Source organism: Amycolatopsis sp. WAC 01375 (assembly GCF_003947325.1).
GTDB lineage: Bacteria > Actinomycetota > Actinomycetes > Mycobacteriales > Pseudonocardiaceae > Amycolatopsis.
On the sequence record NZ_QHHW01000033.1, the window covers coordinates 165,908 to 192,714 of the forward strand.

At 69.5% G+C, this 26,807-nt stretch carries 24 protein-coding genes; 5 read left to right on the forward strand and 19 right to left on the reverse strand.

Going from position 1 to position 26,807, the window contains the following annotated elements; genetic code table 11:
- Positions 1-125 precede the first annotated feature (125 nt).
- The 6 genes from DL991_RS21850 to DL991_RS21875 all read right to left on the reverse strand — a co-directional run bounded on the left by DL991_RS21850 (position 126) and on the right by DL991_RS21875 (position 6,958).
- The gene (locus DL991_RS21850) at positions 126-1,334 is read right to left on the reverse strand and encodes a DNA polymerase III subunit delta' (RefSeq protein WP_125786193.1); all 1,209 of its coding nucleotides are present in this window, start codon (positions 1,332-1,334) and stop codon (positions 126-128) included.
- Entirely contained in the window at positions 1,331-3,385 is a 2,055-nt protein-coding gene (locus tag DL991_RS21855) for a dTMP kinase (protein ID WP_125786194.1), read from the reverse strand. The genes DL991_RS21850 and DL991_RS21855 overlap by 4 nt, the downstream gene beginning before the upstream one ends.
- A gap of 145 nt (positions 3,386-3,530) precedes the next feature.
- Positions 3,531-4,145, reverse strand: a complete 615-nt coding sequence (locus DL991_RS21860) for a hypothetical protein (protein ID WP_125786195.1) — start codon at positions 4,143-4,145, stop codon at positions 3,531-3,533.
- A 13-nt stretch (positions 4,146-4,158) separates the two neighbouring features.
- Complete coding sequence (locus DL991_RS21865; protein WP_125786196.1) at positions 4,159-5,379, reverse strand: hypothetical protein; 1,221 nt, start codon at positions 5,377-5,379, stop codon at positions 4,159-4,161.
- Between the two features lie 21 nt (positions 5,380-5,400).
- Positions 5,401-6,174: an ESX secretion-associated protein EspG gene (locus tag DL991_RS21870; RefSeq protein WP_125786197.1), complete on the reverse strand. Its 774-nt coding sequence runs from the start codon at positions 6,172-6,174 to the stop codon at positions 5,401-5,403.
- Entirely contained in the window at positions 6,167-6,958 is a 792-nt protein-coding gene (locus DL991_RS21875) for an ESX secretion-associated protein EspG (RefSeq protein WP_125786198.1), read from the reverse strand. The genes DL991_RS21870 and DL991_RS21875 overlap by 8 nt, the downstream gene beginning before the upstream one ends.
- Before the next feature lie 112 nt (positions 6,959-7,070).
- Here DL991_RS21875 and DL991_RS21880 point away from each other — a divergent pair, with 112 nt between their 5' ends.
- Genes DL991_RS21880 through DL991_RS21890 form a run of 3 tightly spaced genes read left to right on the forward strand, consistent with a single transcriptional unit; the run spans position 7,071 to position 9,824 of the window.
- A complete protein-coding gene (locus tag DL991_RS21880) occupies positions 7,071-7,661 on the forward strand; it encodes a TetR/AcrR family transcriptional regulator (protein WP_233598932.1) in 591 nt (196 codons plus the stop codon).
- Between the two features lie 4 nt (positions 7,662-7,665).
- Positions 7,666-8,292, forward strand: coding sequence for a VC0807 family protein (locus tag DL991_RS21885; RefSeq protein ID WP_125786199.1), 627 nt, complete (start codon positions 7,666-7,668; stop codon positions 8,290-8,292).
- 11 nt (positions 8,293-8,303) lie between these two features.
- A complete protein-coding gene (locus tag DL991_RS21890) occupies positions 8,304-9,824 on the forward strand; it encodes a carboxylesterase/lipase family protein (protein ID WP_125786200.1) in 1,521 nt (506 codons plus the stop codon).
- Positions 9,825-9,907: 83 nt separating this feature from the next.
- Here DL991_RS21890 and topA read toward each other — a convergent pair whose 3' ends face one another.
- A complete protein-coding gene (topA, locus tag DL991_RS21895; RefSeq protein WP_199754028.1) occupies positions 9,908-12,805 on the reverse strand; it encodes a type I DNA topoisomerase in 2,898 nt (965 codons plus the stop codon).
- Between the two features lie 268 nt (positions 12,806-13,073).
- Between topA and DL991_RS21900 the strand changes: the two genes are divergently transcribed.
- On the forward strand, positions 13,074-13,886 hold the full coding sequence (locus DL991_RS21900) for a serine protease (protein ID WP_125786201.1): 813 nt from the start codon (positions 13,074-13,076) through the stop codon (positions 13,884-13,886).
- 126 nt (positions 13,887-14,012) lie between these two features.
- On the opposite strand, the gene DL991_RS21905 is transcribed toward DL991_RS21900, so the two are convergent.
- From DL991_RS21905 to DL991_RS21920, 4 genes are all read right to left on the reverse strand, one after another.
- Positions 14,013-14,624, reverse strand: coding sequence for a hypothetical protein (locus DL991_RS21905; RefSeq protein WP_125786202.1), 612 nt, complete (start codon positions 14,622-14,624; stop codon positions 14,013-14,015).
- Between the two features lie 34 nt (positions 14,625-14,658).
- On the reverse strand, positions 14,659-15,243 hold the full coding sequence (locus DL991_RS21910) for a hypothetical protein (protein WP_125786203.1): 585 nt from the start codon (positions 15,241-15,243) through the stop codon (positions 14,659-14,661).
- A 91-nt stretch (positions 15,244-15,334) separates the two neighbouring features.
- Entirely contained in the window at positions 15,335-15,886 is a 552-nt protein-coding gene (locus DL991_RS21915) for a hypothetical protein (protein WP_233598933.1), read from the reverse strand.
- A gap of 115 nt (positions 15,887-16,001) precedes the next feature.
- Positions 16,002-18,263, reverse strand: a complete 2,262-nt coding sequence (locus DL991_RS21920; RefSeq protein ID WP_125786204.1) for a sodium-translocating pyrophosphatase — start codon at positions 18,261-18,263, stop codon at positions 16,002-16,004.
- Positions 18,264-18,582: 319 nt separating this feature from the next.
- Here DL991_RS21920 and DL991_RS21925 point away from each other — a divergent pair, with 319 nt between their 5' ends.
- The gene (locus DL991_RS21925) at positions 18,583-21,048 is read left to right on the forward strand and encodes a DEAD/DEAH box helicase (RefSeq protein WP_125786205.1); all 2,466 of its coding nucleotides are present in this window, start codon (positions 18,583-18,585) and stop codon (positions 21,046-21,048) included.
- 13 nt (positions 21,049-21,061) lie between these two features.
- Here DL991_RS21925 and DL991_RS21930 read toward each other — a convergent pair whose 3' ends face one another.
- From DL991_RS21930 to ssd, 8 genes are all read right to left on the reverse strand, one after another.
- Positions 21,062-21,688 (reverse strand): bifunctional DNA primase/polymerase, encoded by a 627-nt coding sequence (locus DL991_RS21930; RefSeq protein ID WP_125786206.1) that lies wholly within the window; start codon positions 21,686-21,688, stop codon positions 21,062-21,064.
- 419 nt (positions 21,689-22,107) lie between these two features.
- Positions 22,108-22,464, reverse strand: a complete 357-nt coding sequence (locus DL991_RS21935) for an Rv3654c family TadE-like protein (protein WP_125786207.1) — start codon at positions 22,462-22,464, stop codon at positions 22,108-22,110.
- Entirely contained in the window at positions 22,461-22,799 is a 339-nt protein-coding gene (locus DL991_RS21940) for a TadE family type IV pilus minor pilin (protein WP_125786208.1), read from the reverse strand. The genes DL991_RS21935 and DL991_RS21940 overlap by 4 nt, the downstream gene beginning before the upstream one ends.
- Positions 22,799-22,972 carry a DUF4244 domain-containing protein gene (locus DL991_RS21945; protein WP_125786209.1) on the reverse strand — a complete coding sequence of 58 codons (174 nt, stop codon included), beginning with the start codon at positions 22,970-22,972 and terminating at the stop codon, positions 22,799-22,801. Before DL991_RS21945 ends, DL991_RS21940 begins: the two co-directional genes overlap by 1 nt.
- A gap of 132 nt (positions 22,973-23,104) precedes the next feature.
- Complete coding sequence (locus DL991_RS21950) at positions 23,105-23,683, reverse strand: type II secretion system F family protein (protein WP_125786210.1); 579 nt, start codon at positions 23,681-23,683, stop codon at positions 23,105-23,107.
- A complete protein-coding gene (locus DL991_RS21955; RefSeq protein ID WP_125786211.1) occupies positions 23,677-24,417 on the reverse strand; it encodes a type II secretion system F family protein in 741 nt (246 codons plus the stop codon). The genes DL991_RS21950 and DL991_RS21955 overlap by 7 nt, the downstream gene beginning before the upstream one ends.
- The gene (locus DL991_RS21960; protein ID WP_125786212.1) at positions 24,414-25,556 is read right to left on the reverse strand and encodes a TadA family conjugal transfer-associated ATPase; all 1,143 of its coding nucleotides are present in this window, start codon (positions 25,554-25,556) and stop codon (positions 24,414-24,416) included. Before DL991_RS21960 ends, DL991_RS21955 begins: the two co-directional genes overlap by 4 nt.
- Entirely contained in the window at positions 25,553-26,626 is a 1,074-nt protein-coding gene (gene ssd, locus DL991_RS21965; protein WP_125786213.1) for a septum site-determining protein Ssd, read from the reverse strand. Before ssd ends, DL991_RS21960 begins: the two co-directional genes overlap by 4 nt.
- Between the last annotated feature and the right edge of the window lie 181 nt (positions 26,627-26,807).

A 26,807-nucleotide genomic window follows, 5' to 3' on the forward strand; every position in this document is an offset into this window, starting at 1 on the left:
CCATCCCCACCTGTGGACAACTCCCACGACCAGCCCTTTTCCCCCTCCACCCCCGGTAAACTGGACTCGGGGACGCCCCCCTGGGACGGGCGGGGGCTGGGGTAGGCGCGAGAGGGAGAGCCGGGTCAGCCTTGGCGCAGGGTGGTGACCATGGCTTCGACGGCGATTCGTGGTTTCACGTTCAGGTCGATGGCCTCGCGGCATTCCAGGACGGCTTCGAGCCGGCGCAGGATCGAGTCCGGCGCCCAGGCGGAAGCGGCCTGCGTGATTTCCGAGGCGTGGTCGGGATGGTTCAGCGTCGCGCCCGCGCCGCTCGCGGTCACGAGCACGTCCCGGTAGAACGCGGCGAGATCCACCAGCGCGAGATCGAGGGTGTCCCGCTGCGTACGGGTCGCGCGTGACTTCTGGCGCTTCTCGAGTTGTTTCACAGCGGCTTCGGCGGCTCGTTTCGCCCCGCCGACGCCCTTCCCGATGCCGTCGCCGCCCATCGCGGTGCGAAGTTCGGAACGTTCGGCCTCGTCGCGGACCTTGCTCTCTTCGCCCGCGTCGGCCTCGGCCGCGCTGATCAGCTGATCGGCGCAGGTGAACACATCGGACGGACGGCGCAGGCCGAGCGGGATCCGCAGCACGGTCGCCCGTCGCTGCCGGGCGGCCTCGTCGGTGGCGAGCCGTCGCGCGCGGCCGACATGTCCACTCGAGACGGACGCGGCCCACCGCGCACGTTCGGGGTCGATACCGTCCCGCTCGATCAGCACCTGCGCGATCGCCTCGGGCGGCGGCGTCCGCAACGTGACCAGACGGCACCGCGAGCGGATCGTCACCGACACGTCGTCCGGGTGATCGGAGGGCGCGCACAGCAGGAACACCGTGCGATCCGGTGGCTCCTCGACGGCCTTCAGCAACGCGTTCGACGCACCTTCGGTCAGCCTGTCGGCGTCCTCGATGACCACCACCTGCCATCGCCCGGTGGTCGGACGGCGAGCGGCGGACTGGACCAGTGAACGCATTTCGGCGACGGAGATCGAAAGGCCTTCCGGCGCGACGAGCTTGACGTCGGCGTGCGTGCCGGCGAGCACGGTGCGGCAGCCAGGGCATTCCCCGCATCCGGTGCCGGTGCTGCACTGCAACGCCGCCGCGAAAACCCGCGCGGCGGTCGAGCGCCCCGAACCGGGCGGACCGGTGACCAGCCAGGCGTGCGTCATCGCGCCGGGCGCGACAGGCTGGTTCTCGACGATCCGCGCGGCCGCCGTCGACGCCGAAGAAAGCGTGCGCGCGGCGGGCTCCTGGCCGACGAGCTGCTTCCAGACACCGATCAGCGCAGGGGCTTCCGTCATCTCACCTCGACCTTTTCCTCCGACGGCGCGAGCCCGGCGAGCCTGCCGACGAGCACCGCGCGGATCGCGGTCCGCACGCGGTCACTCACCTCGTCCTCGGTGCCCTCCGCGTCGACCACGACGTACCGGTCCGGGTCGGCGGCGGCCATCTCCGTGAGCAGATGCTGCACCCGCCACTGCGCGTCCAGCGAGTCCGACTTCCGCATGACCGTGCCGGGATCGGCGTCGAGCAGGACCGTGATGTCCGGCCGCAGCCGGTTGGTCGCCCAGTCGGCGAGCCCTTCGAGTTCCTGGCTGTCCAGCCCGGCGACCGCGGACAGATGCGCCAGCGGCGAGTCCACGAACCGTTCCATCACCACGACCGAACCGGCGTCGAGCGCGGGCTGGATGTCCCGTTCGACGATGTCCGCCCGCACTGCGGCGGCGGCCAGCGCCTGCGCCCGCGCGCCGGACAGCGAAGCACCGGCGAGGAGCTTCGCGAGCCGTTGGTCGTCCAGCGCCGGGTCGGCCGCCAGTACGACCGGACGCGTGCCTCCGCGCAGCCATTCGGCCAGCCGCTCGGCCTGCGTTTCGGTGTTGATCGCCCGCGTCCCCTCGAGCGCGATCAGCAGCCCGTTCACCCGGCGCGGGCTGCGGCGCAAGGCGTTGCGGAGGTCGGCGAGGATCGGCTCGGCGCGCCTGTCGTCCATCTGCCGGTAGGCGACGATGCCGGCGATCAGCGCGAGGACACCGCCGCCGATCATCACCGGCCGGGTGCCGTCGATCGTGATCGTGCCGCCCCACAGTTCGACCTCGGTCGTCTGGACCGCGCTGATCAGCACCGGCACCAGGATCGTCGAGCCGAACAGCACGATCTTCATCAGCGACTGGTAGATCGCGTTGATCCGGCCGCGGATGGAGTCCTCGATCCGCGAACCGATGATCGTGACACCGGTCAGGAACGCCGTCCCGGCCCACACCCCGACGGCGGCGACGGCGACCAGCGAAACGGCGAGATGCGGCGACAGCGCGACGACGACGAGGCACAGGCCCGCGGCGACGATCGAGATCCCGAACAGCCGGTCGTGCGCGAGCCGCCGAGCGAGCTTCGGGGCCACCGCCATCCCGGTGGCGAGCCCGAGGAAGACGGCGAGCACGAGGAGGTTGAACGCCGCGTCACCGGCGAGCAGGCTCGACGAGTACGGCTTGGCCGAACCGATCACCGCGCCACCGGCGGCGAACGCGCCGAACGCGCCGATCATCAACCCGCGCACCAACGGCGTCGTCCGCACGAACCGGGCACCGTCGGAGATCATCTGACGGAAGCCGAATTTCTCCTCGTCCGCGGCCTTGACCTTGGGTTTCTCGACCGCGTGGACGTTGCGCAGCGAGAGCTCGGGGATCCGGGTGGCGATCACGATCGCGCTGGTCAGGTACAGCAGGCCGGTGATGACGACGGCGACCTTCGCGATGCCGAGCTGGGCGTCGCCCTGGAAGAAGTGGAACGTGGTGTTGCTACCGGTGAGCACGGCGTTCGCCCCGGCCGCGGTGATCACCGCGAGGCCGTAGGTCATCACCATGCCGAGCTGGTTGGCCGTCTCGACCTGGTCCGGGCGGCGCAGCAGGTTCGGCACCGCCGCGTCCTTCGACGGGATCCACATCATCGCGCAGCAGCCGACCAGGAAGTTCCCGACGAACACCCACCACGGCGTGCCGACGAACGCGATCGACAACAGGAACCCGCACCGGCCGAGGTCGCAGAGCACCATCACCTTGCGCCGGTCGAACCGGTCGGCGAGCAGCCCGCCGAGCGGGGCGAACAGCAGCCCCGGCAGCAGCGACGTCAGCACGACACCGACGAACGCGAAGTTCTGCGCGGCGTAGTTGTCGGTCAGTTTGGTGACCAGGCCGGTCAGCGTCAGCAGGTTCAGCCAGTCCGCGACGCTGCACAGGTACGAGACACCCCAGATCCGGCGGAACGGCTTGATCGCCAGCACCCGCCGCACGCGGTGCATCGTGGAAGCGTCACGCCCCGCCGAAGAACCAGTGCCCGCTTCGGGCACCGACTGCACGCCCTCGCTGATACGCCCACCCCACTAGTCACGCGGCGCCGAGGTGCGACCCGGGTCAACGCCGGGTCCCCCGACCGTATGGCCAGGGTATCCCGATGGGTGAGGTCCGTCCGGACGGCCCCGTCCGGCGCGAGCGCCGGGCGGGTCAGCCGAAGATCCCCGTGATGCTGTTGAACAGGCTGGCCAGCAGCTGGATGGCGAGGATCGCGAAGACGATCATGAGGGCGACCGCGATCATCACGCCGGCGGTGTTCGACGACGGCTTGCCGAGCCTCGGCATCTGCATGGAACGCTTGGCACGCCGGACTTCGACCTCGGCCTCTTCGTCGACCTCGACCGGCTCTTCCTGCTTTAACCGGCGCGGTGGACGGATCAGCTGAGACGGCCTCGACGGCCAGGTTCGCTGTTGGGGCAGGATCCCGATCGGCGCAGCGCCCTGCTCACCGACCGTGCTGACGATCTCGGTGGACGGACGGACGGCGGTGTGTTCGCCGCCGGGGCTTCCGGCGGGCTGCTCGTCCGCGAGCATGGCCGCGTTGACCATCCGGCTCACGACTTCGGGGTCGTGCTGGACCGGTCCCGGCACCTGCACGTGGATGTCGTCGGCCCCGGCCGACGGATTCGCTTGGGCCGCGGTGCCGGTCGTGACCAGCCCGGACAGGGGGTCGGCGAACGTGTCGCCCGGAGGATCTGCCTGAGTGCCATCGCCTTTCACGAAGTCGGGGGCATCGAAGAAGGGAGTTCCGCCCTTCCCGCTCATGGTGACCACCTCACTACGGAATGTCCTCTGCTTCCAGGGTAACCACCTCGGCTCGTCGCACATCCGCCCAATGGGCCAGATAAATGTCACGCGCCGCGAGGCTGATCTTCACATCCTCCAACAACGGTTCGAAGAAAGAACGCCGGTACCGGGCATCTGTCGCGGTTGATGCGGCGAAGTACAGACCGGAGAAAACGGCGAGGAAGACGGAGACGTTGACGAGCGCGGAACTCACCGGAAGGGGGACACCCAGGAGTGTGCCGGGCGCCGATTCGCGGCCCGCGAACTCGGTCACCACCTCCGGCCGGAGGATCAGCACCCCGAACACGACGAAGAACGCGAACACCAGCACCCCGAAGGCCACGATCTGCACCGCTTGGGCGAAGAACAGCACCAAGGCGATGTTCAAGCGCTCGATCTTCGTCAGCGCGCGCCGATCGGGCGGGGGTGTGTCGTCGTCGAACGGCGTGCCGCGCAGGGCGGGCGCCCCGGGTTCCACGGTCCACGACTTCAGCTCCTTGATCTCGTCGGACAGCATCGACGCGAGGAACACCGCGCCGATCAGCACGAGGAAGCCGACCACCAGCCACAACCGGCCTGGGGTCAGCCGTTCCACGGCCTGCCACAGCTCGGCGGTGAAGAAGCTGAACATCACCACCAGCAGAAGCAGCGGCAACGCCCGCGACGCCAGCGTGCCGATGGCCCTGACCTGCGCGACCGCGCTCCGCGCCGCCCAGGTCAGGATCGAGCCGACGCCGATGCGGACCAGCAGCATCAGCACGGCCAGCGCGACGAGATTGGCGAGGACGGCCGCCCAGAGCGGGTGCTCCCACGACACCAGCCCGGTGAGCCGTTCGCCGAGCGGCAGTACGAGCAGCCAAAAGCCGATCGTCGCCGCCATGACGGCCAGCCGGACCCGGGTGCGGTGCAGCGCCCGGAGCAGCTTCGCCATCAGGCGACCGGCGATCACCGGCACGACGACCACGGCGAACGTCAGCGCCAGCACACCGAGGACGTACGCGACACCGCTCTCGCGCATCCGGGCCGCAAGCACGTCCTCGGGGACGTCGAGCAGCTTCAGCAGCCCGGCAAGCAACAGGTCGAGCAGGCTCAGGAACACCAGCCCGGGCGTCGAACGGCGCAACATGCCCGCTCCACGCCTCCGCCGGTGGATGACCATCGGCAGCCCTCGCCGCCGGAACCACGCGTCGGCCGCCCTCCGGTCCAGGTCCATACCCGCCCCCCTCGTCCACGGCTACGTCCGGCTCAAGTCCACCGCCTCGTGCAGCCAGCCCGCCAGTGCCCGGCGGTCCATTCCACCGAACATCAGCCACCCTTCGGAAGGGGCGGCGTACAACACGAACCTCCCCAGATCGTTGTCGATGATCACGAATCCGTAGTCCGGGTACTCGGCGTTCAGCCCGCCGAAGGCGACCAGATCGAGGATCGCCGTCCCGGTCCGCGGCCGGTTCAGCGTGTCTCCGACCAGGCCGACCTCCTCGTCCTGGCCGGGCAGCGGCACGCCGTGCTCGTCGATCCTGATGCGCATGAGCTCGGTGTCGCCGGCGGGGACGTGCGGGAGCCCGCCGAACACCCGGGCTCCCAGCTCGCCGAAATCGCTCAGGCTGAACGTGGTCCGCCGTTCCGACCGCATCCGCCAGACGACCGCCTGATGCCCGTCGCCGTAGCAGTCGACCCGCACCGAGCGGGGCGCGGACGCGAAGACGCCGGTGAGGACGCCTCGTACCGAACCCCGCAGCATCACGCCGTGCATCTGGACCGCGGCCGGATGGATCTCGCCGTTCTCCATCAGCCCGGCCTCTTCGAGCATCGCCGCCTTGGCCGCGTACCGCTCGGCCTGGGTGACGAGATCCGCCGGCCCGTCGTAGGACGGGCACAGGCGGCGGATCTCGTCGTCGGTGATCTCCGGGTCGTAGCCCAGGTACACGCTCCGTCGCTCGGGCACCGCGCGCAGCACCGGCTCGGCGGCACGCTTCATCAGTTCCTTCACGGTCGCCGGTTCACGCATGGTTCTGCACCGCCTTCACGATCCATTGCTCGGCCGTCGACCGGCTGGCCGGGCCCCAGGTGAGCGTCCAGCGGCCGTCACCGTCCATCGCCGCGCTGAACTGGTATCGGCCGAGGTCGTTGTCCACCAGGCCGAACGCGCCGTGCGGGTACTCGGCGAGGATGGAGTTCCGCACCGCGAGATCGACGAGGACCGTGCCGTGCCGCGGCCGCGAAGCACCCGCACGGATCACCTCGACGGCCTCGCGGGCCCGCAGCGGGATCAGCCCGCCCGCGTCCGTTTCGATGCGCACGGTCTCGCCGGTGCCCGGCGGATGGTCGGGCAGCCCGTCGAACACCCAGCCGGGCAGCGCGCTGAGGAAACCGGACCGCAGCCGCGCTCGCCTGCCGAGCTTGTTCAGCACCGTGGTGTAGTCCTCGTCGCCGAAGAACCGGACCTCCCACGGCTCCGCGCGGGACGGGAACACCCCGGTCACCACGCCGCGGATGAACCCGCCGCGCAGCGCCCGGTACAGCCCGACGGCCTCGGGCGTGACCTCACCGCCGGGGGCCAGCCCGATGGTCGCCATCCCGCTCACGAACCGGGTGTACTGCTCCACCTCCTCGGCCAGGGTGAGCCCTGGAGTCGGCTCCTCGTCGGCCAGCACCGGCGGCACGGCGAGCTCGGGGTCGTAGAACTCCATCACCGAGGGACGCTCCGGAACCTCGGCGGACAGCGGGGCGATGACCTCGTCGATGACGTCGAAGACAGCGGTCGTTGAAGTGCTCACCTGACCATTGAACACCCTGGTACCGACAATTTTTAGAACTTTTGTTCGAACGGGTGAGGTCGGTCGGCGAGCGGTCGGTGAGCGGTTTCCGGTCGACAGATTTGCTCATCTGAGCTATTTTTTGCTCATGCAAGCAAAAGCGAAGACGTTCACCGAGAGTGCGAGACGAGCACAGATCGTGGCCGCGGCCATCGAGACGATCGCCGAGCTCGGCTACACCCGCGCGTCGTTCGCCCGCATCGCGAAACAGGCGAATCTGTCGAGCACCGGGCTCATCTCGTACCACTTCGCGAACAAGGAGGAACTCGTCCGCACGGTCCTCGAAGACGTCTTCCGCGAGATCGGCGCGTTCATGGCCGAGCGGATGGCCGATCCGCCGTCCGCGACCGCCGCGCTGCGGACGTATCTGGAGGCGAATCTCGAGTTCGCCGCCGCGCGGCCGACCCGGATGCGGGCGTTGCTGAACATCTTCCTCGGCGGCGCCCTCGACTACGACCCGGCGAACGAGCGGGCGGCGCTGGAACCGGTCGAACGCATCCTGCGCTGGGGCCAGGAGTCGGGCGAGTTCCGCGAGTTCGACGTCCACGTGATGGCGACGACGATCCGGCGTTCGGTGGAGGGTCCGGTGTTCCTGCTCGCCGGCACGACGGAGCCGGACCTCACCGCCTACGCGGCCGAGCTCGTGACCCTCTTCGATCTCGCGACCCGGAAGCAGTGATCCCGTGCTCAGGCAGTGGGGTGTGGTGCTGCTCGAGGTCGTCGTGCCCGTCGTGGGCTACTACGTGCTTCGCGGCTCCGGCGTCAGCGCGCTGTTCGCGCTCGCCCTCTGCGCCCTGCCGACCGTTCTCTTCGTCCTCTACCGGGCGATCCGGTGGCGGAAGATCGACACGCTCGCGATCTTCGTCCTGACGATCTTCGCGATCAGCGCCGCCGCCTCGTTCGTCACCGGCAGTCCCCGGTTCATGCTGGCGAAGGCGGGCTGGGTGACCGGGGTGATCGGCGCCGGTTTCCTGGTCTCGTTGCTGTTCGCCAGGCCGCTCGTGTTCGGCATGGCCCGCTCGATGGTCGCGAAGAGCCGCTTCGCGGACACCCTGCGCGCGGCCGAATGGGACGAGCTGTGGCCGCGGCACGCGTGGTTCCGGCGGGCGTGGCGGGTCGCGACCGTCCTGTGGGGTGTCGGCCTGCTCGCCGACGCCGCCGGACGGGTCCTGCTGGCGTACACGCTGCCGGTGGACGCCGTTCCCGCCCTCGGCACCGCGCTGTACGGCGTCACGTTCGTCGCCGTGCAGGTTCTGCAACACCGCTATTTCCGCCGTGTGGGGCTGTGGCGCCGTCTCGCGGACTCCTGAAAGGACCTGTCATGCATCTCCTGCTGGCCATCGTCACCGGCCTTCTCACGATCGTCGCCCCCGCGGATCCGCTGGTCGTCCGCACCGACGCCGGCCCGGTCCGCGGTATGGACTCCGGACCGACCCGGACGTTCAACGGGATCAGGTTCGCCGCACCACCCGTCGGCGAGGATCGCTGGAAGCCTCCGCGACCGCCCGAACCCTGGAAGGGCGTCGCCGATGCGACGAAACCGGGTGCCGCCTGCACCCAGTACCTGCCGGGCAGCGCCGAGGACTGCCTCTTCCTGAACGTCACCGTGCCGCGCGACGCGGGGAGCCGTCGCCTGCCGGTGCTGGTCTGGCTGCACGGCGGCGGCTACACCATGGACGCGGGAAGCCTTTACGGCGCGCGGCGCCTGGCGGACCAGGGCGACGTCGTCGTGGTGACGACGAACTACCGGCTCGGCGTCTTCGGCTACTTCGGTCTTCCCGGCCTCCACGGTTCCGGCGATTTCGGGCTCATGGACCAGCTTTCGGCACTGCGCTGGACCCAGCGCAACATCTCCGCGTTCGGCGGCGACCCACGGAACGTGACACTGGCCGGGCAGTCCTCGGGAGGGATGAGCACCTGCGCGCTGCTCACCTCGCCCGCCGCGGCCGGGCTGTTCGACAAGGCCGCGATCATGTCCGGCTCTTGCCTGCTCGACTGGCCGCGCGGAGGCCTGATCCCGAATCAGGAAGCACAAACGCCGTATTCGCCGCTCTCCAAGACCGAAGCCGACGGTGCGGCGGTGGCCGCGAGCCACGGCTGCACGGGTCCGGACACGATCGGCTGCCTGCGTCGGCTCCCTGCCGCGGATCTGCTGAAGGACAACCAGTCGTTCAGCAATCACCTGACCTATCACACGCCGTTGCTGCCGGCAGATCCCGCGAAAGCCGTGCGACAAGGCGCTTTCCACCGGGTACCGATGCTTTCGGGCGGCACGCACGACGAAATGCGCGCGTTCATCGCCGGTGTCGAAAAGCTCAAGCCGATCACCGAGGAGCGCTATCAGGAGTTCCTGCGCAAGACGTTCGGCGAGCACGCGGACGAGGTCGCGGCCGAATACCCGTCGCGGGACTACCTCTCGCCCGCCGTGGCCTGGGCGACAGTGACGACGGACCGGTCATGGGCCTGCCCGACGGCTGAGGGGAACCGGCTGCTGTCCCGGCGGACGTCCGTGCACGCCTACGAATTCGACGACAAGAACGCGCCGAACGTCAACCGCAACGACGTGCCCACCGTGCCGCACGGCGCGGCGCACGCCCTCGACCTGGTCTATCTGTTCGAGCTCAGCGGAGTCGAACAGTCGCTGGACGAGGCGCAGAAACGCCTTTCGGAGCAGATGATCGCGTACTGGACCACCTTCATGCGCACGGGTGATCCGAACGCGGCCGGCTCACCCCGGTGGGACCCGTCCGGGCAGGTGCTTTCGCTCGCGCCGGACGCGATCCGTCCTGTCGCGCACGACGCCGATCACCGGTGCGGCTTCTGGGCGGGCCTTCGCTCCTGACGCACCCTGTCTCCAAGCGCTATGAAAGGACCTTTCCTTGCAAATTTTGCAAGGAAAGGTCCTTTCATAGCGCGCTAAGGGAGCTACTTCGTCTTCGTGGCCGTCGAGCGCGTCGAGGGCTTCTTCGCCGTAGTCGTCTTCGCCGCCGTCGACTTGGTCGCGGTGGTCTTCTTGGCCGTGGTCGTCTTGGAGGCCGCAGTCTTGGAGGCCGCCGGCTTCCGTGCCGGAGCCTTGCGCTTGGGCGCGGGGCCCTTCGCGCGCTTCTCCGCCAGCAGTTCGGCGCCGCGCTCGGCGGTCAGCTCCTCGATGCTGTCCGACTTCCGCAGCGTCGCGTTGAACTCGCCGTCGGTCACGTACGGGCCGAAGCGGCCGTCCTTGACCACCATCGGCTTACCCGACACCGGGTCGTCGCCCAGTTCCTTGAGCGGTGGCTTCGCGGTCGCGGACCGGCCACGCTGCTTCGGCTCCGAGTAGATCTTCAGCGCCTCTTCGAGTGTGATCGAGAACAGCTGGTCCTCGGTCGTGAGCGAACGCGAGTCCGTGCCCTTCTTCAGGTACGGCCCGTAGCGCCCGTTCTGCGCGGTGATCTCGTCACCGGATTCCGGGTCCTTGCCGACCACACGCGGCAGCGAGAGCAGCTTCAGCGCGTCTTCGAGGGTCATCGCCTCGATCGACATCGACTTGAACAGCGAACCCGTCCGCGGCTTCGGCTGCTTCGCCTTCGCGGCCTTCTTCTGCGCGGCTGTCGCGCCCTCGGGCAGCGGCTCCGGCTCGGGCAGGAGCTCGGTGACGTACGGTCCGAAGCGGCCTTCCTTCGCCACGATCTCGTGTCCGCTGACCGGGTCCGTGCCGAGCACGCGGCCTTCCTGCGGCGTCGCGAACAGCTTCTCGGCGAGTTCCAAGGTCAGCTCGTCCGGCGGCAGGTCCTCGGGCAGGTTCGCCCGCTGCGACGTGCCGTCGACCTCACGCTCGAGGTACGGGCCGTAGCGGCCGACGCGCACGACGACGGTGTGGCCGTCGGGGTCGCTGAACAGCGGGATCGAGTTGATCTCGCGGGCGTCGATGTCCTCGACACCGGAGCCGACCAGCTTCTTCAGCCCGCCGAGGCGGCCGACGGAACCGTCGACGCCCATGTCGCCGCCGAAGTAGAACTTCGACAGCCACTGCGTGCGGTGCTCGTCACCGGCGGCGATGCGGTCGAGTTCGTCCTCCATGCCGGCGGTGAAGTCGTAGTCGACCAGCCGCTCGAAATGCCGCTCCATCAGCCCGATCACGGCGAACGCGACCCAGGAGGGCACCAGTGCGGAACCCTTCTTCCACACGTAGCCGCGGTCCTGGATGGTCTTGATGATCGACGCGTACGTCGACGGGCGGCCGATGCCCAGCTCTTCGAGCTTGCTGACCAGGCTCGGCTCCGAGTAGCGCGCCGGCGGGGACGTGGTGTGCCCGTCCGGGCTCAGGTCGGTCGCGGTCAGCGCCTGGTCCTTGACCAGCCGCGGGAGACGGCTCTGCTTGTCGTCCGCCTCGCCACCGCTCTCGGTGTCGACGGCCTCGACGTACGCCTTGAGGAACCCGGCGAAGGTGATCGTGCGGCCCGATGAGGCGAACGTGACCTCTTCGCCGCTGGTGGCGGTGCCGACGATGCGCACCGACATCGTGGTGCCCTTCGCGTCCGCCATCTGCGACGCGATCGTGCGCTGCCAGATCATCTCGTAAAGGCGGTACTCGTCGGTGTCCAGATCCTTCGCGACCTGGCCCGGCGTGCGGAAGACCTCGCCCGAGGGACGGATCGCCTCGTGGGCTTCCTGCGCGTTCTTCACCTTGCGGGTGTACTGGCGCGGCGACGGCGAGACGTATTCCTTGCCGTACAGCTGCGTCGCCTGGCTGCGCGCCGCCGAGATCGCCGACTCCGACAACGTCGTGGAGTCGGTACGCATATAAGTGATGTAACCGTTCTCGTACAGCTTCTGCGCGATCCGCATGGTGCGCTCGGAGGTGAACCGCAGCTTGCGGCCCGCCTCCTGCTGCAGGGTCGAGGTCATGAAGGGCGCGTACGGCTTCCGCGTGTACGGCTTCTCCTCGACGCTCGCGACCTTGAAGTCACGGTTCTTCAGCGCCTCGGCCAGCCGGACCGCGTCGGCCTCGGCCAGCACGCGGATCTCGTTGTTCGAAGCCTTGAGCTGCCCGTCCGAGCCGAAGTCGCGGCCGGTGGCCAGACGCGCGCCGTCGACGGCGATCATCCTGGCCGGGAAGTTGCGGGGAGACGCGTCGGCGCCAGCGTCCATCGTGGCGGAGATGTCCCAGTACGACGCCGACGTGAAGCGCATGCGCTCACGTTCCCGCTCGACCACGATCCTGGTCGCCACGGACTGCACGCGGCCCGCCGAAAGCTTCGGCATGACCTTCTTCCACAGCACGGGCGAGACTTCGTAGCCGTAGAGCCGGTCCAGGATGCGGCGGGTCTCCTGTGCGTCGACGAGGTCGCCGTCGAGCTCACGGGTGCTGTCGGCCGCGGCGCGGATCGCCTGCTCGGTGACCTCGTGGAAGACCATCCGGCGGACCGGGACCTTCGGCTTGAGGGTCTCCAGCAGATGCCACGCGATGGCCTCGCCCTCGCGGTCGGGGTCCGTCGCGAGGTAGAGCTCGTCGACGTCCTTCAGCAGGCTCTTCAGCTCGGTGACCTTGGACTTCTTGTCCGGCGTGACGACGTAGAGCGCCTTGAAGTCGTTGTCTACGTCGACACCCAGCCGTGCCCACGACTCGCCCTTGTACTGGGCGGGCACGTCGGCCGCGCCGCGGGGAAGGTCACGGATGTGTCCGACGGAGGACTCCACGACATAGTTCGCGCCGAGGTACGGGGCGATCTTGCGGGCCTTGGTCGGCGACTCGACGATCACCAGCCGACGACGGCCCGCGCCGTCGTCCGACGCCGAGGTCTTCTTCGTCCGTGCTCCTGCCACGCTGTCCTGCTCTCCGCTCATCTTCGGCGCCTTCGCGCCGCCTCTCGACCCGTCAGTGTGCACGCTCGCACCGCCCGGACCACGGCTAGGTGGTGCAACACGCCGCCGATCGTGTGTCCAGCGCATCGCCGCTGACCTCGTCGATGTTTCCTTTCAACACCTAGCACGTGATGTCCGACACGTCGGCCCGGGGGCCCGCGTGATGGCGTGAACACCCTCCGTTCGACGGTGGTGGCTCACTCCCGCCAACGCTTCACTTGATGTCCACGCCGACCCGAAAGGACTCCACGTGACCCGACGACTCCTCGGCACACTGTTCGCCATGCTGACCGCGTCCGCGCTGGTCGGGACCGCACAGGCCGAAGCAGCCACGACCACTTTCGCCGGAACCGTGGCGTTGTCGAACTGCTCCGGGTCGGTGGTCAAACCGCCCGAGGCGAGCCTCGACGACCCCGCCCTCGTCCTTTCCAACGGGCATTGCCTGCAAGAAGGTTTCCCGGACCCCGGAGAAGTAATCGTCAATCAGCCGTCGTCGAGGACCTTCAGCCTGCTGTCCAAGGACGGCCGTTCGTCGCTGGGCACCCTCAAGGCGAAGAAGCTGCTCTACGCGACGATGACCGACACCGACGTCTCGCTCTACCAGCTCAACACCAGCTACGCCAAGATCAAGGCGACCTACGGTATCGCCCCGCTGACACTTTCGCCGACTCGTCCGGCGGCGGGCATCGCGATGGACGTGGTGTCGGGATACTGGAAGAAGATCTACTCCTGCAACATCGACGGCTTCGTCCACGAGCTGCACGAGGCGGACTGGGTCTGGAAGGACTCGATCAGGTACACCTCGGCGTGCAAGACGATCGGCGGGACCTCGGGGTCGCCGATCATCGAGACCTCGACCGGGAAGGTCGTCGGCGTCAACAACACCGGCAACGAAAGCGGCCAGCGGTGCACGATGAACAACCCGTGCGAGGTCGACGCCGCCGGGAACGTGACCGTGCGGAAGGGCATCAACTACGGGGAGCAGACCTATCAGCTGACCTCCTGTCTTTCGCGCAGTGAACTGGACCTGTCGAACCCGAACTGCCGGGCTCCGAAACCCTGACCTACCCCGTCACCAAGTGCAATGAAAGGCCCCTTCATAGCGAAATTTGCAATGAAGGGGCCTTTCATTGCACTCGGGTCACTGGACTCGGGTCACTGCACTTGAGTCATCGCACTTGGGCGAGGATCAACCAGCGCGGACCACGGGTACCAGGCTCGGCCAAGCGGGTTCCGCCCCGGCGGGCGCGTCCCCGATCAGCTCCAGCACATGCGCGAGCCGCCTCCGCCCGGTGACCCGCAACAACGCCTCCTCGCCACGCTGCGCCTTCGCCGGCACGCCCAGCTGGGCCAGCGCCGCGATCAGCCGCTCGTGCGTCTCCGGCGCCTCCGGGTCGAGCGCGAGCAGGTAGCCGTTGCCCTGGGGACTGCCCGCCGCCAGCGCCCACATCCTCAACATCGCACCGTCGAGCCGGAACCCGTCCGGCAAGACCTTCTCTTCACCCCGGCTCCAGCCACGCTCCAGCGGCAGCAGGTCGACCCGGAACGGCGTTCTCACCAGCGGCCGCCCGCATTCGGCGGCCGAGACCTGCGCTTCGGCGCCGCGCCGACGGCACTCCCTGGCGAGGGCACCCGCCCGCCACGGCTCGTCGACCACGGCGGACAGCCGCGCGGCCGTTCGCCCGAAACCCGTCATCCGCCCGGGCCCGCACAGCACCCCGGCGAGGTCGGCGAGCCCCGGCCCGCTCGCCTCCGCCGAGAAGAGCGAGATCGTCCCGTCCACTCGCACAGAATAGAACACAAGTTCGAGTCATGGCCAGTGATGAGGCGGTGACTCAACGAGGTTGTTTGACCAATTCCTGGCAAATCGGGATCCGGCTGCTCGCCGCGGCGAGCTGAGGGACGTCGCTAAGGCCCCTGAGAAGGTCGAGGCGGTCTAGTTCGTCGAGCGACGTCCTCGCGTCGCGAAGCGCGGTTTTCGTCGCTTCGGGGTCGGCTGAGGAGTCGAGACGGTGGCGGACGTCGTCGGCGCGGGCGCGGATGCCTTCGAGCTGGACGACGGCGGCCGTTCGCGAGGTGTCGCCGCCGGCGACCGGGGCCGGGCCGAGGTGCTCGAGCGCTGCGGTGGTGCGGTCCAGCCCTCGGACCACCGAGGCCATCAGCTCGCTGGAGGTACGCGAAGCCTGCTGCGGCGAGCTCGGATCGACGCTGGGCAACGTCGCCAGCGTCCGGACGAGTCCGCCCGCCGCGCCGCAGTATCCCTCCGCCCAAGCGGAGGCGGGGTCGGCCTCCGACGCGCTGACCGTCGCGAGACCTTCTTGTCTGGCGTGGGAAGTCACCGCGGGCTGCTGCCCGCACCCGGCGAGGCCGAGCCCGATACCTGTTGCTAGCGCGGCAAGGACGGTGAACCGCGGCCGCACGAAAACACCTCCCGACCTGACGACTTCCCGATTGGCCCCCGACGGTACCGATACCGGTGGGCAATGCAAATCAACGTGGCGGCAAGAAGGGTCAGGAAGGCAGCTTCTTGCAGTTCGGCGCCTGTGCGGCCAGCGCTTTCAGCGACGCGTTCGTTTCCAGCTGCTGGAACGGGTCGGGCATGTCGTTGATGTCGGAGCCGATCTGCCGGAAAGCGGCCGCGGCGGCCGCCACGGCCCTCTTGTCGTCCTTCGGCGCGGCGTCCAGCGCGGCCTTCGCGGCGAGGACCTCGTCCCGGATCGGCGTCAACGCGTCGACGATGCTCTTTCGTGCCGCGTCCGCTTCCGCGCTGGGTGCCTGGCCGAGCTTCCGCAGGCCCGTGACCGCGTTGTCGAAACCGGGCGCGAACACCCCGAAGGCCTCGTCCATCACCCTCCGCGCGCTGGCGACGTCGTCCTGCTCGAAGTCGGGCATGGTGAAGTCACCGATCTTGGCGAAGTCGATCAGCGAACCGCAGAAACCGTCCATCCACGAACCCCCGGCCACGGGAGCGGGAGAAGAAGGAGAAGGGGCGGCCGCCTGCTCGGCGCCACCGCAGCCCGCCAGCAGGAGAACAGCGGCGAACAGGACGATCGAACGCCTCATGGCAGGGACTCCCCCGGATCGGTTCGGCGTGACGCGCAGAGATTAGCCTGCGCCGGAAAGCCGCCGGGCCCGCCACGGAAATCGTGGCGGGCCCGGCGGAGCAGAACTTTCGGCGTTACGCCTTCGCTTCCGCGGGCGTGTCGGAAAGGACCGACTCGCGGCGCTTGGAGACGACGATCGCGGCGACGATGATCGCGACGGCGACCAGCGAGATCCCGATCCGGACGCCGATGTTGGCGTCCGGGCCGATCGAGAACTGCACGACCGCCGGGGCGATCAGCACCGACACCAGGTTCATCACCTTGATCAGCGGGTTGATCGCCGGACCGGCGGTGTCCTTGAACGGGTCGCCGACGGTGTCACCGATGATGGTGGCCTCGTGCGCGTCCGAACCCTTGCCGCCGTGACTTCCGTCCTCCACGAGCTTCTTCGCGTTGTCCCAGGCACCACCGGAGTTGGCGAGGAAGATCGCCATCAGGGTGCCGGTCGCGATCGCACCGCCAAGGTAACCGGCGAGCGCGCCGGTGCCGAGGCCGAAACCGACCGCGATCGGGGCGAAGACCGCGAGCAGACCGGGAGTGGTCAGCTCACGCAGCGAGTCGCGCGTGACGATGTCGACGACACGGCCGTACTCGGGCCGCGTGGTGCCCTCCATGATCCCCGGGATGTCGCGGAACTGGCGGCGCACTTCGTAGACGACCGCGCCGGCGGCACGGGACACCGCGTTGACCGCGAGACCGGAGAACAGGAACACGACCGCGGCGCCGATGATCACACCGACGAGCGTCTCCGGGCCGACGATGTTCGCGACGAATTCCTTGCCATCGCCGATCGCCTTGGTGATCGCGTCCTGATAGGACCCGAACAGCGCCGTCGCCGCGAGGACCGCCGTGGCGATCGCGATGCCCTTGGTGATGGCCTTGGTGGTGTTGCCGACCGCGTCGAGCTCGGTCAGGATCTGCGCGGCGTCCTCGTCGACGTCACCCGACATCTCGGCGATGCCCTGCGCGTTGTCCGAAATCGGGCCGAAGGTGTCCATGGCGACGATGACACCGACGGTGGTGAGCAGACCGGTACCGGCCAGCGCCACGGCGAACAGCGCGACGCCGCCACCGACGAGGAAGGCTCCGAAAACGGCCGCGCCGATGACCAGCGCGGTGTACACGGCGGATTCGAAACCGACCGAGATACCGGCCAGGATCACCGTCGCCGCACCGGTTTCCGACGACTTGCCGACCTCCTTGACCGGCTTGTACTCGGTGCCGGTGTAGTAACCGGTGAGCTTGAGGATGATCGCGGCGAGCACGATGCCGATGATCACCGAGAGGGTCGCGATCAGCGCCGGGTTGCCGGACTTGCCCGCGAACGCCTGGCCGAACTCGGAGAACGAACCGGGCAGGTAGACGAACGCCGCGATCGTCGAAAGCACCGCGGAAATCCCCGCGGAGATGTAGAACGAGCGGTTGATCGTGACCAGACCGCCTTCGCCCGCCTTGGCCTTGGTGATGTAGACACCGATGACCGCGGTGATCACGCCGATGGCGGGAACGATGAGCGGGAAGATCAGGCCGTGCACGCCGAAGGCGGTGCTACCCAGGATCAGCGCCGCCACGAGCATGACCGCGTACGACTCGAAGAGGTCCGCCGCCATCCCGGCGCAGTCGCCCACGTTGTCACCGACGTTGTCGGCGATGGTGGCCGCGTTGCGCGGGTCGTCCTCGGGGATGCCCTGCTCGACCTTGCCGACCAGGTCGGCGCCGACGTCGGCGGCCTTCGTGAAGATGCCGCCGCCGACACGCATGAACATCGCGATCAGCGCGGCACCGAAACCGAAGCCCTCCAACACCTTCGGAGCCTGTCCGGTGTAGACCAGGACGACCACCGCGGCGCCGAAGAGGCCGAGACCGACGGTGATCATGCCGACGACGCCGCCGGTGCGGAACGCCAGTCGCATCGCCTTTTCGCGACCGCCGGGCTCACGCGAAGCGGCCGCGACACGCAGGTTCGCCTGCGTCGCCAGCCACATGCCGAGGTAGCCGATCGCGAAGGAGAACCCCGCGCCGACCAGGAAGAAGAGGGACCTGCCGATCTTCTCGTTCCAGTCTTCGGCCGGCAAAGCGAAGAGCAACACGAACACGATTCCCCCGAAGATCACGAGGGTGTTGCGCTGCCGTTTGAGATAGGCAGCCGCGCCTTCCTGCACTGCCTTCGCGATGTCCTGCATCTTGGAGGTGCCCTGGCCAGCGGCCAGAACCTCCTTGAGCAGAACGTAGCCGATGACCAGTGCGGCAAGGGCGACCACGGCGATCACACCGACGATGGTGTAACCACCTCCGGAGAGCGTGAGGTCGCCCTCCGCGAGGAACTGCCGGGACATTCGTCCTCCTGGAGACGTCGCCGTTGGCCAACGACGATCCGCCGATGGAACCGGCGGCTCGTGCGCTGGCATGGGGATCCGAGCCGAACGTCACGCTAGTCGCACTGCAAGGCACGTCTCACATGACGCTCGCCACAGACGGTGTGGATTGCGGGAGTGTATTGGTAGTGGGATGGAGGGCGGCAAGGCGTCCCCGCCACCGCACGTTCCGTAATCTTGTGAGGCTGGTCACTGTATCGATCACCGGCGGCCCGTTCCAGTGCTCGTTTCGTCCGGCGGCGGCCCGTTTCCGTCGGTGCGCTGTGCGAAGCTTCCGAAGGTGGACGGCACGGCGGAATCCGGTAAGGGTCGGCGGCTTCTCGACCGCGCGACGGCGGGAATCCCGGCTTCGCTGTACCCGGTCACCCATGTGGCCGAACTGCCGTCACGCCCGGCGGATTCGGTGGACTGGCCGGAGTGGGCGGCGGCTCCGGTCGTCGAGGCGCTGAGGGCGAACGGCGTCAAGGCGCCGTGGCGGCATCAGGCGGAAGCCGCGTCGCTGGCTCGCGACGGCGAACACGTCGTGATCTCCACTGGCACCGCGTCGGGCAAGTCGCTCGCGTACCAGTTGCCGGTGCTCTCGGCACTGGTCGAGGACGAGCGGGCCACGGCGCTGTACCTGTCCCCGACCAAGGCACTCGGCGCCGACCAGTTGCGCGCCGTGTCCTCTTTGGACATCAAGAAGGCGCGGGCGGCGTCGTTCGACGGCGACACCCCACTGGAAGAGCGGGACTGGGTCCGCGCGCACGCGAACTGGGTGTTCACGAACCCGGACATGCTGCACCGCGGGATCCTCTCGTCACACGCGCGCTGGTCACGGTTCTTCCGGCGGCTCTCGTTCGTCGTCGTCGACGAATGCCACAGCTACCGCGGCGTCTTCGGTTCCCATGTCGCACTGCTGCTGCGCAGGCTGCGAAGGGTCGCGGCGTACTACGGCGCCTCGCCGGTCTTCGTCCTCGCGTCCGCGACCACGGCGGATCCGGCGGCGTTCGCCGCGAAGCTCTCCGGACAGGACTGTGTCCCGGTCACCGAGGACGGTTCGCCGCGCGGCGCCCGCACGGTCGCGTTGTGGGAACCCCCGCTGCTGTCGGAACTTTCGGGTGAGAACGGGGCGCCGGTGCGGCGCTCGGCCGGCGCCGAGGCGTCCCGAATCCTGGCCGAACTGGTCATCGAGGGCGCCCGCTCGCTGGCGTTCGTCCGATCGCGGCGAGGAGCGGAGCTGACCGCTCTCGGCGCCCGGCGGATTCTGTCCGAAGTGGACGGTTCTTTGGCGGAATCCGTCGCCGCGTACCGCTCCGGGTACCTGCCGGAGGAGCGGCGTGCCCTCGAAGCGGCGTTGCTCTCCGGGCGGCTGCTCGGTGTCGCGACGACGAACGCGCTCGAACTCGGCGTCGACATCGCCGGGCTGGACGCGGTGGTGCTGGCCGGTTACCCGGGGACGCTCGCGTCTTTCTGGCAGCAGGCCGGCCGGGCCGGGCGAGCGGGTGACGCGGCACTTGTCGTGTTCGTGGCCCGCGACGATCCGCTGGACACCTATCTTGTGCACCATCCGGCCGCGATCCTGGACCGGCCGGTGGAGGCCGCCGTCCTCGACCCGTCGAATCCTTATGTGCTGGGGCCTCAACTGGCCTGCGCCATCGCCGAACTCCCGCTGACGGAACCGGAGGTCGCGGCCTTCGGCGGTGACGCGGCGCGTGCCGTGCTCGCCGACCTGGTCAAGGAGAAGATCATCCGGCGCCGCACGAGCGGCTGGTACTGGACTTCGCGCGACCGGCCGCATTCCGAGGTCGGCATCCGCGGTTCCGGCGGCGAGCAGATCGCCGTGGTGGAAGCCGATTCCGGCCGGATGCTGGGCACGGTCGACCCGGGTTCCGCCTGCTACGCGGTGCATCCCGGCGCGGTGTACCTGCACCAGGGTTCGTCCTATGTGGTCGACGAACTGGATCTGGAGACGGGTCTCGCATTGGTGCACGCGGAGGATCCGGACTGGACCACGTCACCGCGCGAGATCGTCGACATCAGCGTGCTGCGCACCGAGGAGACGCGGACGCACGGCGGGATCACGGTGAACCTCGGCGAGGTGTCGGTGAGTTCGCAAGTGGTCGGCTACTTGCGAAGGCGTCCGTCGGGCGAGGTGCTGGACCAGACCCCGCTCGACCTGCCGGAGCAGAGCCTGCACACCCGCGCCGTCTGGTACACGATCTCGGCGGAACTGCTCGGTCTGTCCGATGGCGTGGCGGGGACCGGGGGCCATCGGCCGGGGGCCGGGGTTCTGGAGCCGGTGGGGACCGGAGGCTCCAGGGTGGGGACCGGGGAACTTGGCGGAGCACCGGGGACGGGCGCCGGATTGGATCCGGCGCGCGTCCCCGGTGCCCTGCATGCCGCCGAGCACGCGGCGATCGGCCTGCTACCGCTGTTCGCTACGTGCGACCGCTGGGACATCGGCGGGGTGTCGACCGCGTGGCACGAAGACACCGGGGAGGCGACGGTGTTCGTGCACGATGGCCATCCCGGGGGTGCGGGATTCGCCGATCGCGGGTTTGCCGCAATTGTCCCTTGGCTGGCCGCAACGCGGGAGGCGATCGTTTCCTGCGAGTGCCCGGCCGGCTGCCCGTCCTGCGTCCAGTCGCCGAAGTGCGGGAACGGCAACGATCCGCTGGACAAGGCGGGGGCGGTGGCTGTTCTGGACACCGTGCTCGGGGCGTTGCGTCAGCACGGGTCCCGGTCCGGCCACCTGTTGGCTTGAAATTGTGGGTTGATCAGGCGGCGGTGCTCAGGGTCGCCACGGGGGTGGCGGCCTTGTCACCGGCCAGCGCACGGACGAGCACGTCGTGCACCTCGGTGGCCTCGGGCAGCTGCCAGCCCCAGACCTCGGGTTTGACCCGCCAGTGCACGACACCGTGCTGGAACGGCGACGGGGGCAGCGGGATGTAGTCGTTCGCGCCGTGCCACTGGATCGAAGCGTCGTCGGCCAGTTCCCGCGGGATGGTCGTGGCGACGGTGGTGAGGAACAGCCAGCGACCGTTCGGCATCGCGACGATCGGCGCCGGGTGACCGGTGGCGCGCAGCAGGCGGGCAGCGGCCTTGCCGAGCTCGTCGTCGACCTCGATGGCGTCCAGCACGGTGCCGGTGGCCACGAGCAGGCTGTGCGTTTCGTCGCCGAACCAGGTGGCGGCCTCGTGCGGGTGGGTCTCGGTCAGTTCGCGCCAGTTGTCCTGGGCCGGGACGGGACGCCGCCAGGTGAGGTCGTCACCGTCGGCGTTGAGCGCCGCGGGCTCGGCACCCGGGAGCACCGGCCAGCCACGCCAGGCGAGACCGATCGCCTCCGCACGCATTTCGATGCGGAAGGCGCCCCGCCAGCTGTCCGGCCAATTCGCGTCCAACATTACTGTCCCTGCCTCAGGTCAACTCTGTCCTGTGTCTGTCTCTGTCGCACCGGCCTCGGCGAACTTTTCGAAGTGGCGCACATCTCAATAAACGGCAAGTTGCACATCGGGAGAAGACCTCACGCGACAACCGGCGGTTACGCAGCGATGAACGCGCGGTAGTGCGACCGGACGGACCGAACGCCGGACGTCCGGTTAACCGCCGTCTCCGACCGGGCCTGGGCCGTTCGTCGCAGCCGACCTGGGCTTCCAGCCTCCGTGACGGCGCTAACGGTGAGCGGCGGACGACCGTTCGGCGGAGCGCTGATCATGGTTTCGACCGCTCGCCGTGCGTCAACGACCGCTGCCCGCGCCCAGCGGTTACTCGCGCGTACTACCGGCCGGTCACCGCCCGGCGACCGTTCACCGTGCGACGCCCGTCACGGTGGCCGGTCGACCGGACCGGCCCTGGCGCGTGCCTCGGCCCGTCCGATGGCCGCCAGGTGTCCCGACGGCTCGGATCGCACCTCGACCAGGGCGTCGCCGCGTTCCCACCGGCAGGTCAGGAGCGTGACCGACATCCGGACGGCGACCTGCAGCGCCCGTTCGCAGGCCACGCCGGGGCCGTCCGTCGCGTGCGAGGCCGCCGCTAGCGCCGCCAGATCGGCGGCGGCCTCGGCGCGGTGCCGGGTCGTGACGGCGGCGCCGATCCAGAAGACGAACGCCGCCGCGCCGATCAGGACGGCGACGATCGAGGCGGTCCACGCGGTCGCGACGCCGCGATCGTCCGCGGTCACGGCCCGCTCCCCGGCTCAGCGATGGCGAAGGCACGGGAGTTCAGCCGGATTCCCGGCAGGAGTCCGGCCACCGGTTCGGCCTCGACACCGGCGGAGATGGCGTCGCCTTCGCGGACGACGTCCAGTCGCGCGCCGGGCGGCGCGATCTCCCGCACCGCCTGCTCGGCACGAGCGGGTTGCCCGCGGGCGAGGAGCCGAGCCGCCTCGCGAGCCGCGTCGGTGCAGCGAAGCTGGTCGGCGGCGACCCCGATCCCGGCGAACAGCAGTGTCGAGACGAAGGTCAGCGCGCCGATACCGAGCGCGGCCTCCACCGTGACGGATCCGCGGTCGGGCATCAGAACTTCACCGACAAGGCCCGCTCGATGAGCCCGGTGAGCCCGGAGACGACGGCCTCGCTGCTGACGACCAGGTAGAGGACGGCGGCCAGCGCGGCGGCGGCCAAGGTGGCGATGGCGTATTCAATCGTCGCCATGCCGTCGTCGTCTCGGAAGGTGGGGAGCTTGTACATGGAATCGCCTTTCGGTTCAGTGTGTCGGTGAACCCGCGACCGCGATCGACGTCGGCAGGACGCTGCCTGGTCTTCCGACGTCACGGTGATCGACAGGGCGTCCTGCCACCGCGATAGCGGGGCCTTCGGTTGTCAGAAGAGGCCGCCGAGACGACCGGCGAGGCCGAGCACGACGGGCAGGACGCCGAGGCAGAGGAACGCGGGGAGGAAGCAGAGGCCGATCGGGGCCGCGAGCAGCACTCCGGCCCGTTCGGCGCGTTCCTCGGCCTCGGCGGAGAGCGACTCGCGCAGTCTTCGCGCAAGGTCCTTCGCGTGGGTCGCGAGCGCGGTGCCCGCTCTCGCCGTGCGGACGGCGGCGACGGACAGTTCGGTCAGGCCGGGCCGATCGCGGATCGGCGCCCAGGCTTCCGCCGGTCCGATACCCACGGCGAGGTGCGCCGTCACCGAACGCAGCGCCGCCGCTGTCTTCGGTGACGCGGCCGGTACGACGGCCTCGAGCGCGACGGGCACCGGCAGCCCACCCGCCAGGCAGGCGGCCAGCAGGTCGAGTGTGGCGGCGGACCGAAGGAGTTCGGAGACGCCTTTGTCCCGGGACGACCGTTCCCGGAGCCAGGCGAGGAGGCGTCCCGGCCGCGCGACGGTCCGGGCGGCGACATACGGCCAGGAGAAGACGGCACCGCCCAGCAGGATCAACGCCGCTCCGGTCAGCACGGCGCCACCCGCCCGGTGAGTGCCCGGCACCAGGCCGTGCCCGCCCAGATGAGCCCGCTGCCGACGACGAGCAGGAACTGACCGGCACCCGTCCCGGTGAGGACGCCGACCGGGCTCGCCCCCATCGCCTCGCCGAGTGGCAGGCACACCAGCGGGAGGACGGCGAGCACGGCGGCGCTCGCCCGCGGACCGGCCATCTTGGCTTTGAGACGGCGCCGGAAGCCGATCTCCGTCTCGGCGTCCCGTCGCGCGGCGTCGAGCACGTCGGCCATCGGAAGCCCGAACCGGTTCGCGAGGGTCCAGGCGTTCACCAGCGCCGGTGGCGCGTCCGGATCGGCGATCTCGCCGCCGAGCCGGGCGGCCGCACTGAGCCCGCGCAGCCGTTCGGACGCCGCGGGCACCGCCGCCGCGGTGGCTTCGAGAGCCGCCACCGGATGGGCACCCGCCCGGAGCTCGCCGATCATCGTCCGCAGCACGGAGGCGGTGAGTTCGGCTTCGGCCAGCGCCGCCTTCGCCCGTGCCCGCCATCGGTGCTCCTGGCGGACGGTCAAGATCACCACGAGCGTCGCCACCGCCCAGCCGATCCCGAGGACCGGCAGGACGAGCAACGCGGGCAGCGGCCACCAGCCCGCGCGGACGGCTCGGGGCGGCCGCCAGACGAACGGTGTGCCCGCCACGGGTCTCGGCCAGCAGGCCACTCCCACGCCGCAGGAGAGGAGGAACCAGGGAGTCATGCCGCCATCTCCTCGAACGGGGTCTCGTCGCCGATCCAGTTGCCCTTGCTCCAGATCGGGACGACCTTGGCCTCGCCACGGAACGACCGGAGGACGCCGACCTCGTCCAGCCGCCGGATCCCGCCCGGCAGGCGGCGCATGTGGAGCACCACCCGCACCGCAGCGGTCAGCTGGCTGTGCAGGGCGTCCCGTTTGAGCCCGCCGAGCGAGGCCAGCGCCTCCATCCGGGCCGGGACCTCCATCGGTGAATTGGCGTGCAAGGTGCAGCCCCCGCCCTCGTGCCCGGTGTTCATCGCGTTGAGCAGCGCGCAGACCTCCGCGCCACGCACCTCGCCGACGACCAGGCGGTCCGGGCGCATGCGCAACGCCTGCCGGACCAGCTCACCGAGGCCGACCTCTCCCGCGCCTTCGACGTTGGCAGGGCGGGCGACCAGGCTGACGAACTGCGGATGATCCGGTTGCAGTTCGCCGGCGTCCTCGACGCAGACGATGCGTTCGCCCGGCGGCACCGCGCCGAGCAGCGCGGAGAGCAGGGTCGTCTTGCCCGCCCCCGTCCCGCCGGACACCAGGAACGCGAGCCGTCGCCGGATGACCGAATCGAGCAGATCCGCACCGCTGGTGCCGAACACCCCGCGCAACCGGAGTTCGGCGAGATCATGACTGGCGGGCCGGAGAACGCGGAGCGAAAGGGAAGTCCCGGCGGGCGCGATCGGCGGGAGGATCGCGTGCATCCTGATCCGGCGTCGCGGTCCCGCCCCCGGCAGCCAGCAGTCGGCGAACGGTTGCGCGTCGTCCAGCCGCCGTCCACCGGCGAGGGCGAGCCGCTGGGCCAGCCTGCGGACCGCTTCCTCGTCGGCGAAGCGAACTTCCGTCTCTTTGGGACCTTCACCGTTGTCGGCCCAGACCTCATCGGGGGCGGTGACGAGAATGTCGGTGACGCCAGGCTTTTCGAGAAGCGGCGCGAGCGGGCCGACGCCGACGAACTCGTCACGCGCTAACCGGACCGCGCCGAGGACGGCGTCCTGACCGAGCGCCCCGCCTGCTTCGGCGCGGACCGCCCGCGCGACGCTCACCGGATCCGCCGGGACGGCCGATCCGGCCAGCCGCCGCCGGACCCGCTCGACCAGATCGTCGGTCATCGCGAGGCACCGGCCAGGTTTCCGCGTGCGGCCGCGAGGACTTCGGTGGCGGCCGTTGCCAGGTGTCCGCGAGGCTTCAGAAGGAACTCGCCGCGATCGAGGGCCGCCGAAAGGGATCGCTCGCGACCCATCGACGTGATGAGCGGGACGCCGACGGCGTCGGCGATCTCTTGCGGGATCAGCCCGGCGGGCGACGGACCGCGGACCGCGACCCCGATCCGGGTCGCGTGGGGTTCGAGCCTGGCGATGACCTGTTTCGCCGCCGCGCAGGCACGGAGTTCCGCGGGGACGACGACCACGACCAGATCGGCCAGCCCGATCACGGCGGACGTTTCGGTGCCGAAATACCTCGGCAGATCGCAGACGACCGTCCGGCCGGCTCGCCGACCGGCGCACAACACGCCCTCGATCGCGTCGGGCCCGGGGCCGCGTCCTTCCCTGCCGTAGGACACAAAGGACAGTGAGCCGGTCGCGTATTTCTTTCGCGGCAAGGCTTCGCTCAGCGCGGTCATCGACACCCTGCCGCCGAGGTCGAGCTCCGGCCAGCGCGGCCCGCGATCGCGTTCGGCGGCGAGGAGGACGTCGACCCCGCCGCCGAGCGGGTCGCAGTCGACGAGCAGGCCGCCGCTCCCGGACTTCTCCGCCCGGTACGCGACGGCGGCCGCCAGTACGGAAGCACCCGCTCCGCCCCGTCCGCCGATGACCCCGATGACGACGCCGTCGTCCCGAGCGGGCCCGTCGACGACGTCGGCGAACTCGCCGATGAGGTCGCTTTCCTCGTCCGGCAGCGAAAGGACCTTCTCCGAACCGGTGTTGAAGGCACGCTCCCACGTCACCGGGGTCGGCGCGCCCTTGCAGACGAGCAGGACCTTGTTCCGTCGCAGCAGGCGATTCGGTGTGCTCGCGGCCTCCTCGTCGAGCACCACTAGCGGCGCGCGGGCCCATCTCCCGCGTGCGGCGTCCAGATCCGGTGCTCGTTCGACCTCGCAGCCCGCGGCCGCCGCCACGCGCAGGATCTCGTCGAGCAGGATTTCGTCTCCGGCGACGACGAGTGGATGTTCTTCGGTCATGGCTCCCCCAGTGATCGGTCGGATTCGGGTTGTGACTCCACGGTCGCGCCACTTCCGGCCGCGCACAACGCCGTTCCGTCCCGCCTGTGGACAACCGGGGTGTTGTGGACAACTCCGCGGCGGGAGATCGGTTTCCCGGCGGTTTTGTCGGTCCCTTCCGGCACACTTCCCGGCTTTCCGT

Bases quoted from the DNA above. Each gene is read 5' to 3' on its own strand.
- DL991_RS21865 (WP_125786196.1), bottom strand. From the start codon at position 5,379: ATGGACCTGGACCGGAGGGCGGCCGACGCGTGGTTCCGGCGGCGAGGG.
- DL991_RS21880 (WP_233598932.1), top strand. From the start codon at position 7,071: ATGCAAGCAAAAGCGAAGACGTTCACCGAGAGTGCGAGACGAGCACAG.
- DL991_RS21860 (WP_125786195.1), bottom strand. From the start codon at position 4,145: ATGAGCGGGAAGGGCGGAACTCCCTTCTTCGATGCCCCCGACTTCGTG.
- DL991_RS21955 (WP_125786211.1), bottom strand. From the start codon at position 24,417: ATGACTCCCTGGTTCCTCCTCTCCTGCGGCGTGGGAGTGGCCTGCTGG.
- DL991_RS21870 (WP_125786197.1), bottom strand. From the start codon at position 6,174: ATGCGTGAACCGGCGACCGTGAAGGAACTGATGAAGCGTGCCGCCGAG.
- DL991_RS21920 (WP_125786204.1), bottom strand. From the start codon at position 18,263: ATGTCCCGGCAGTTCCTCGCGGAGGGCGACCTCACGCTCTCCGGAGGT.
- DL991_RS21890 (WP_125786200.1), top strand. From the start codon at position 8,304: ATGCATCTCCTGCTGGCCATCGTCACCGGCCTTCTCACGATCGTCGCC.
- DL991_RS21960 (WP_125786212.1), bottom strand. From the start codon at position 25,556: ATGACCGACGATCTGGTCGAGCGGGTCCGGCGGCGGCTGGCCGGATCG.
- DL991_RS21850 (WP_125786193.1), bottom strand. From the start codon at position 1,334: ATGACGGAAGCCCCTGCGCTGATCGGTGTCTGGAAGCAGCTCGTCGGC.
- ssd (WP_125786213.1), bottom strand. From the start codon at position 26,626: ATGACCGAAGAACATCCACTCGTCGTCGCCGGAGACGAAATCCTGCTC.
- DL991_RS21945 (WP_125786209.1), bottom strand. From the start codon at position 22,972: ATGTACAAGCTCCCCACCTTCCGAGACGACGACGGCATGGCGACGATT.
- topA (WP_199754028.1), bottom strand. From the start codon at position 12,805: ATGAGCGGAGAGCAGGACAGCGTGGCAGGAGCACGGACGAAGAAGACC.
- DL991_RS21930 (WP_125786206.1), bottom strand. From the start codon at position 21,688: ATGTTGGACGCGAATTGGCCGGACAGCTGGCGGGGCGCCTTCCGCATC.
- DL991_RS21940 (WP_125786208.1), bottom strand. From the start codon at position 22,799: ATGCCCGACCGCGGATCCGTCACGGTGGAGGCCGCGCTCGGTATCGGC.
- DL991_RS21915 (WP_233598933.1), bottom strand. From the start codon at position 15,886: ATGAGGCGTTCGATCGTCCTGTTCGCCGCTGTTCTCCTGCTGGCGGGC.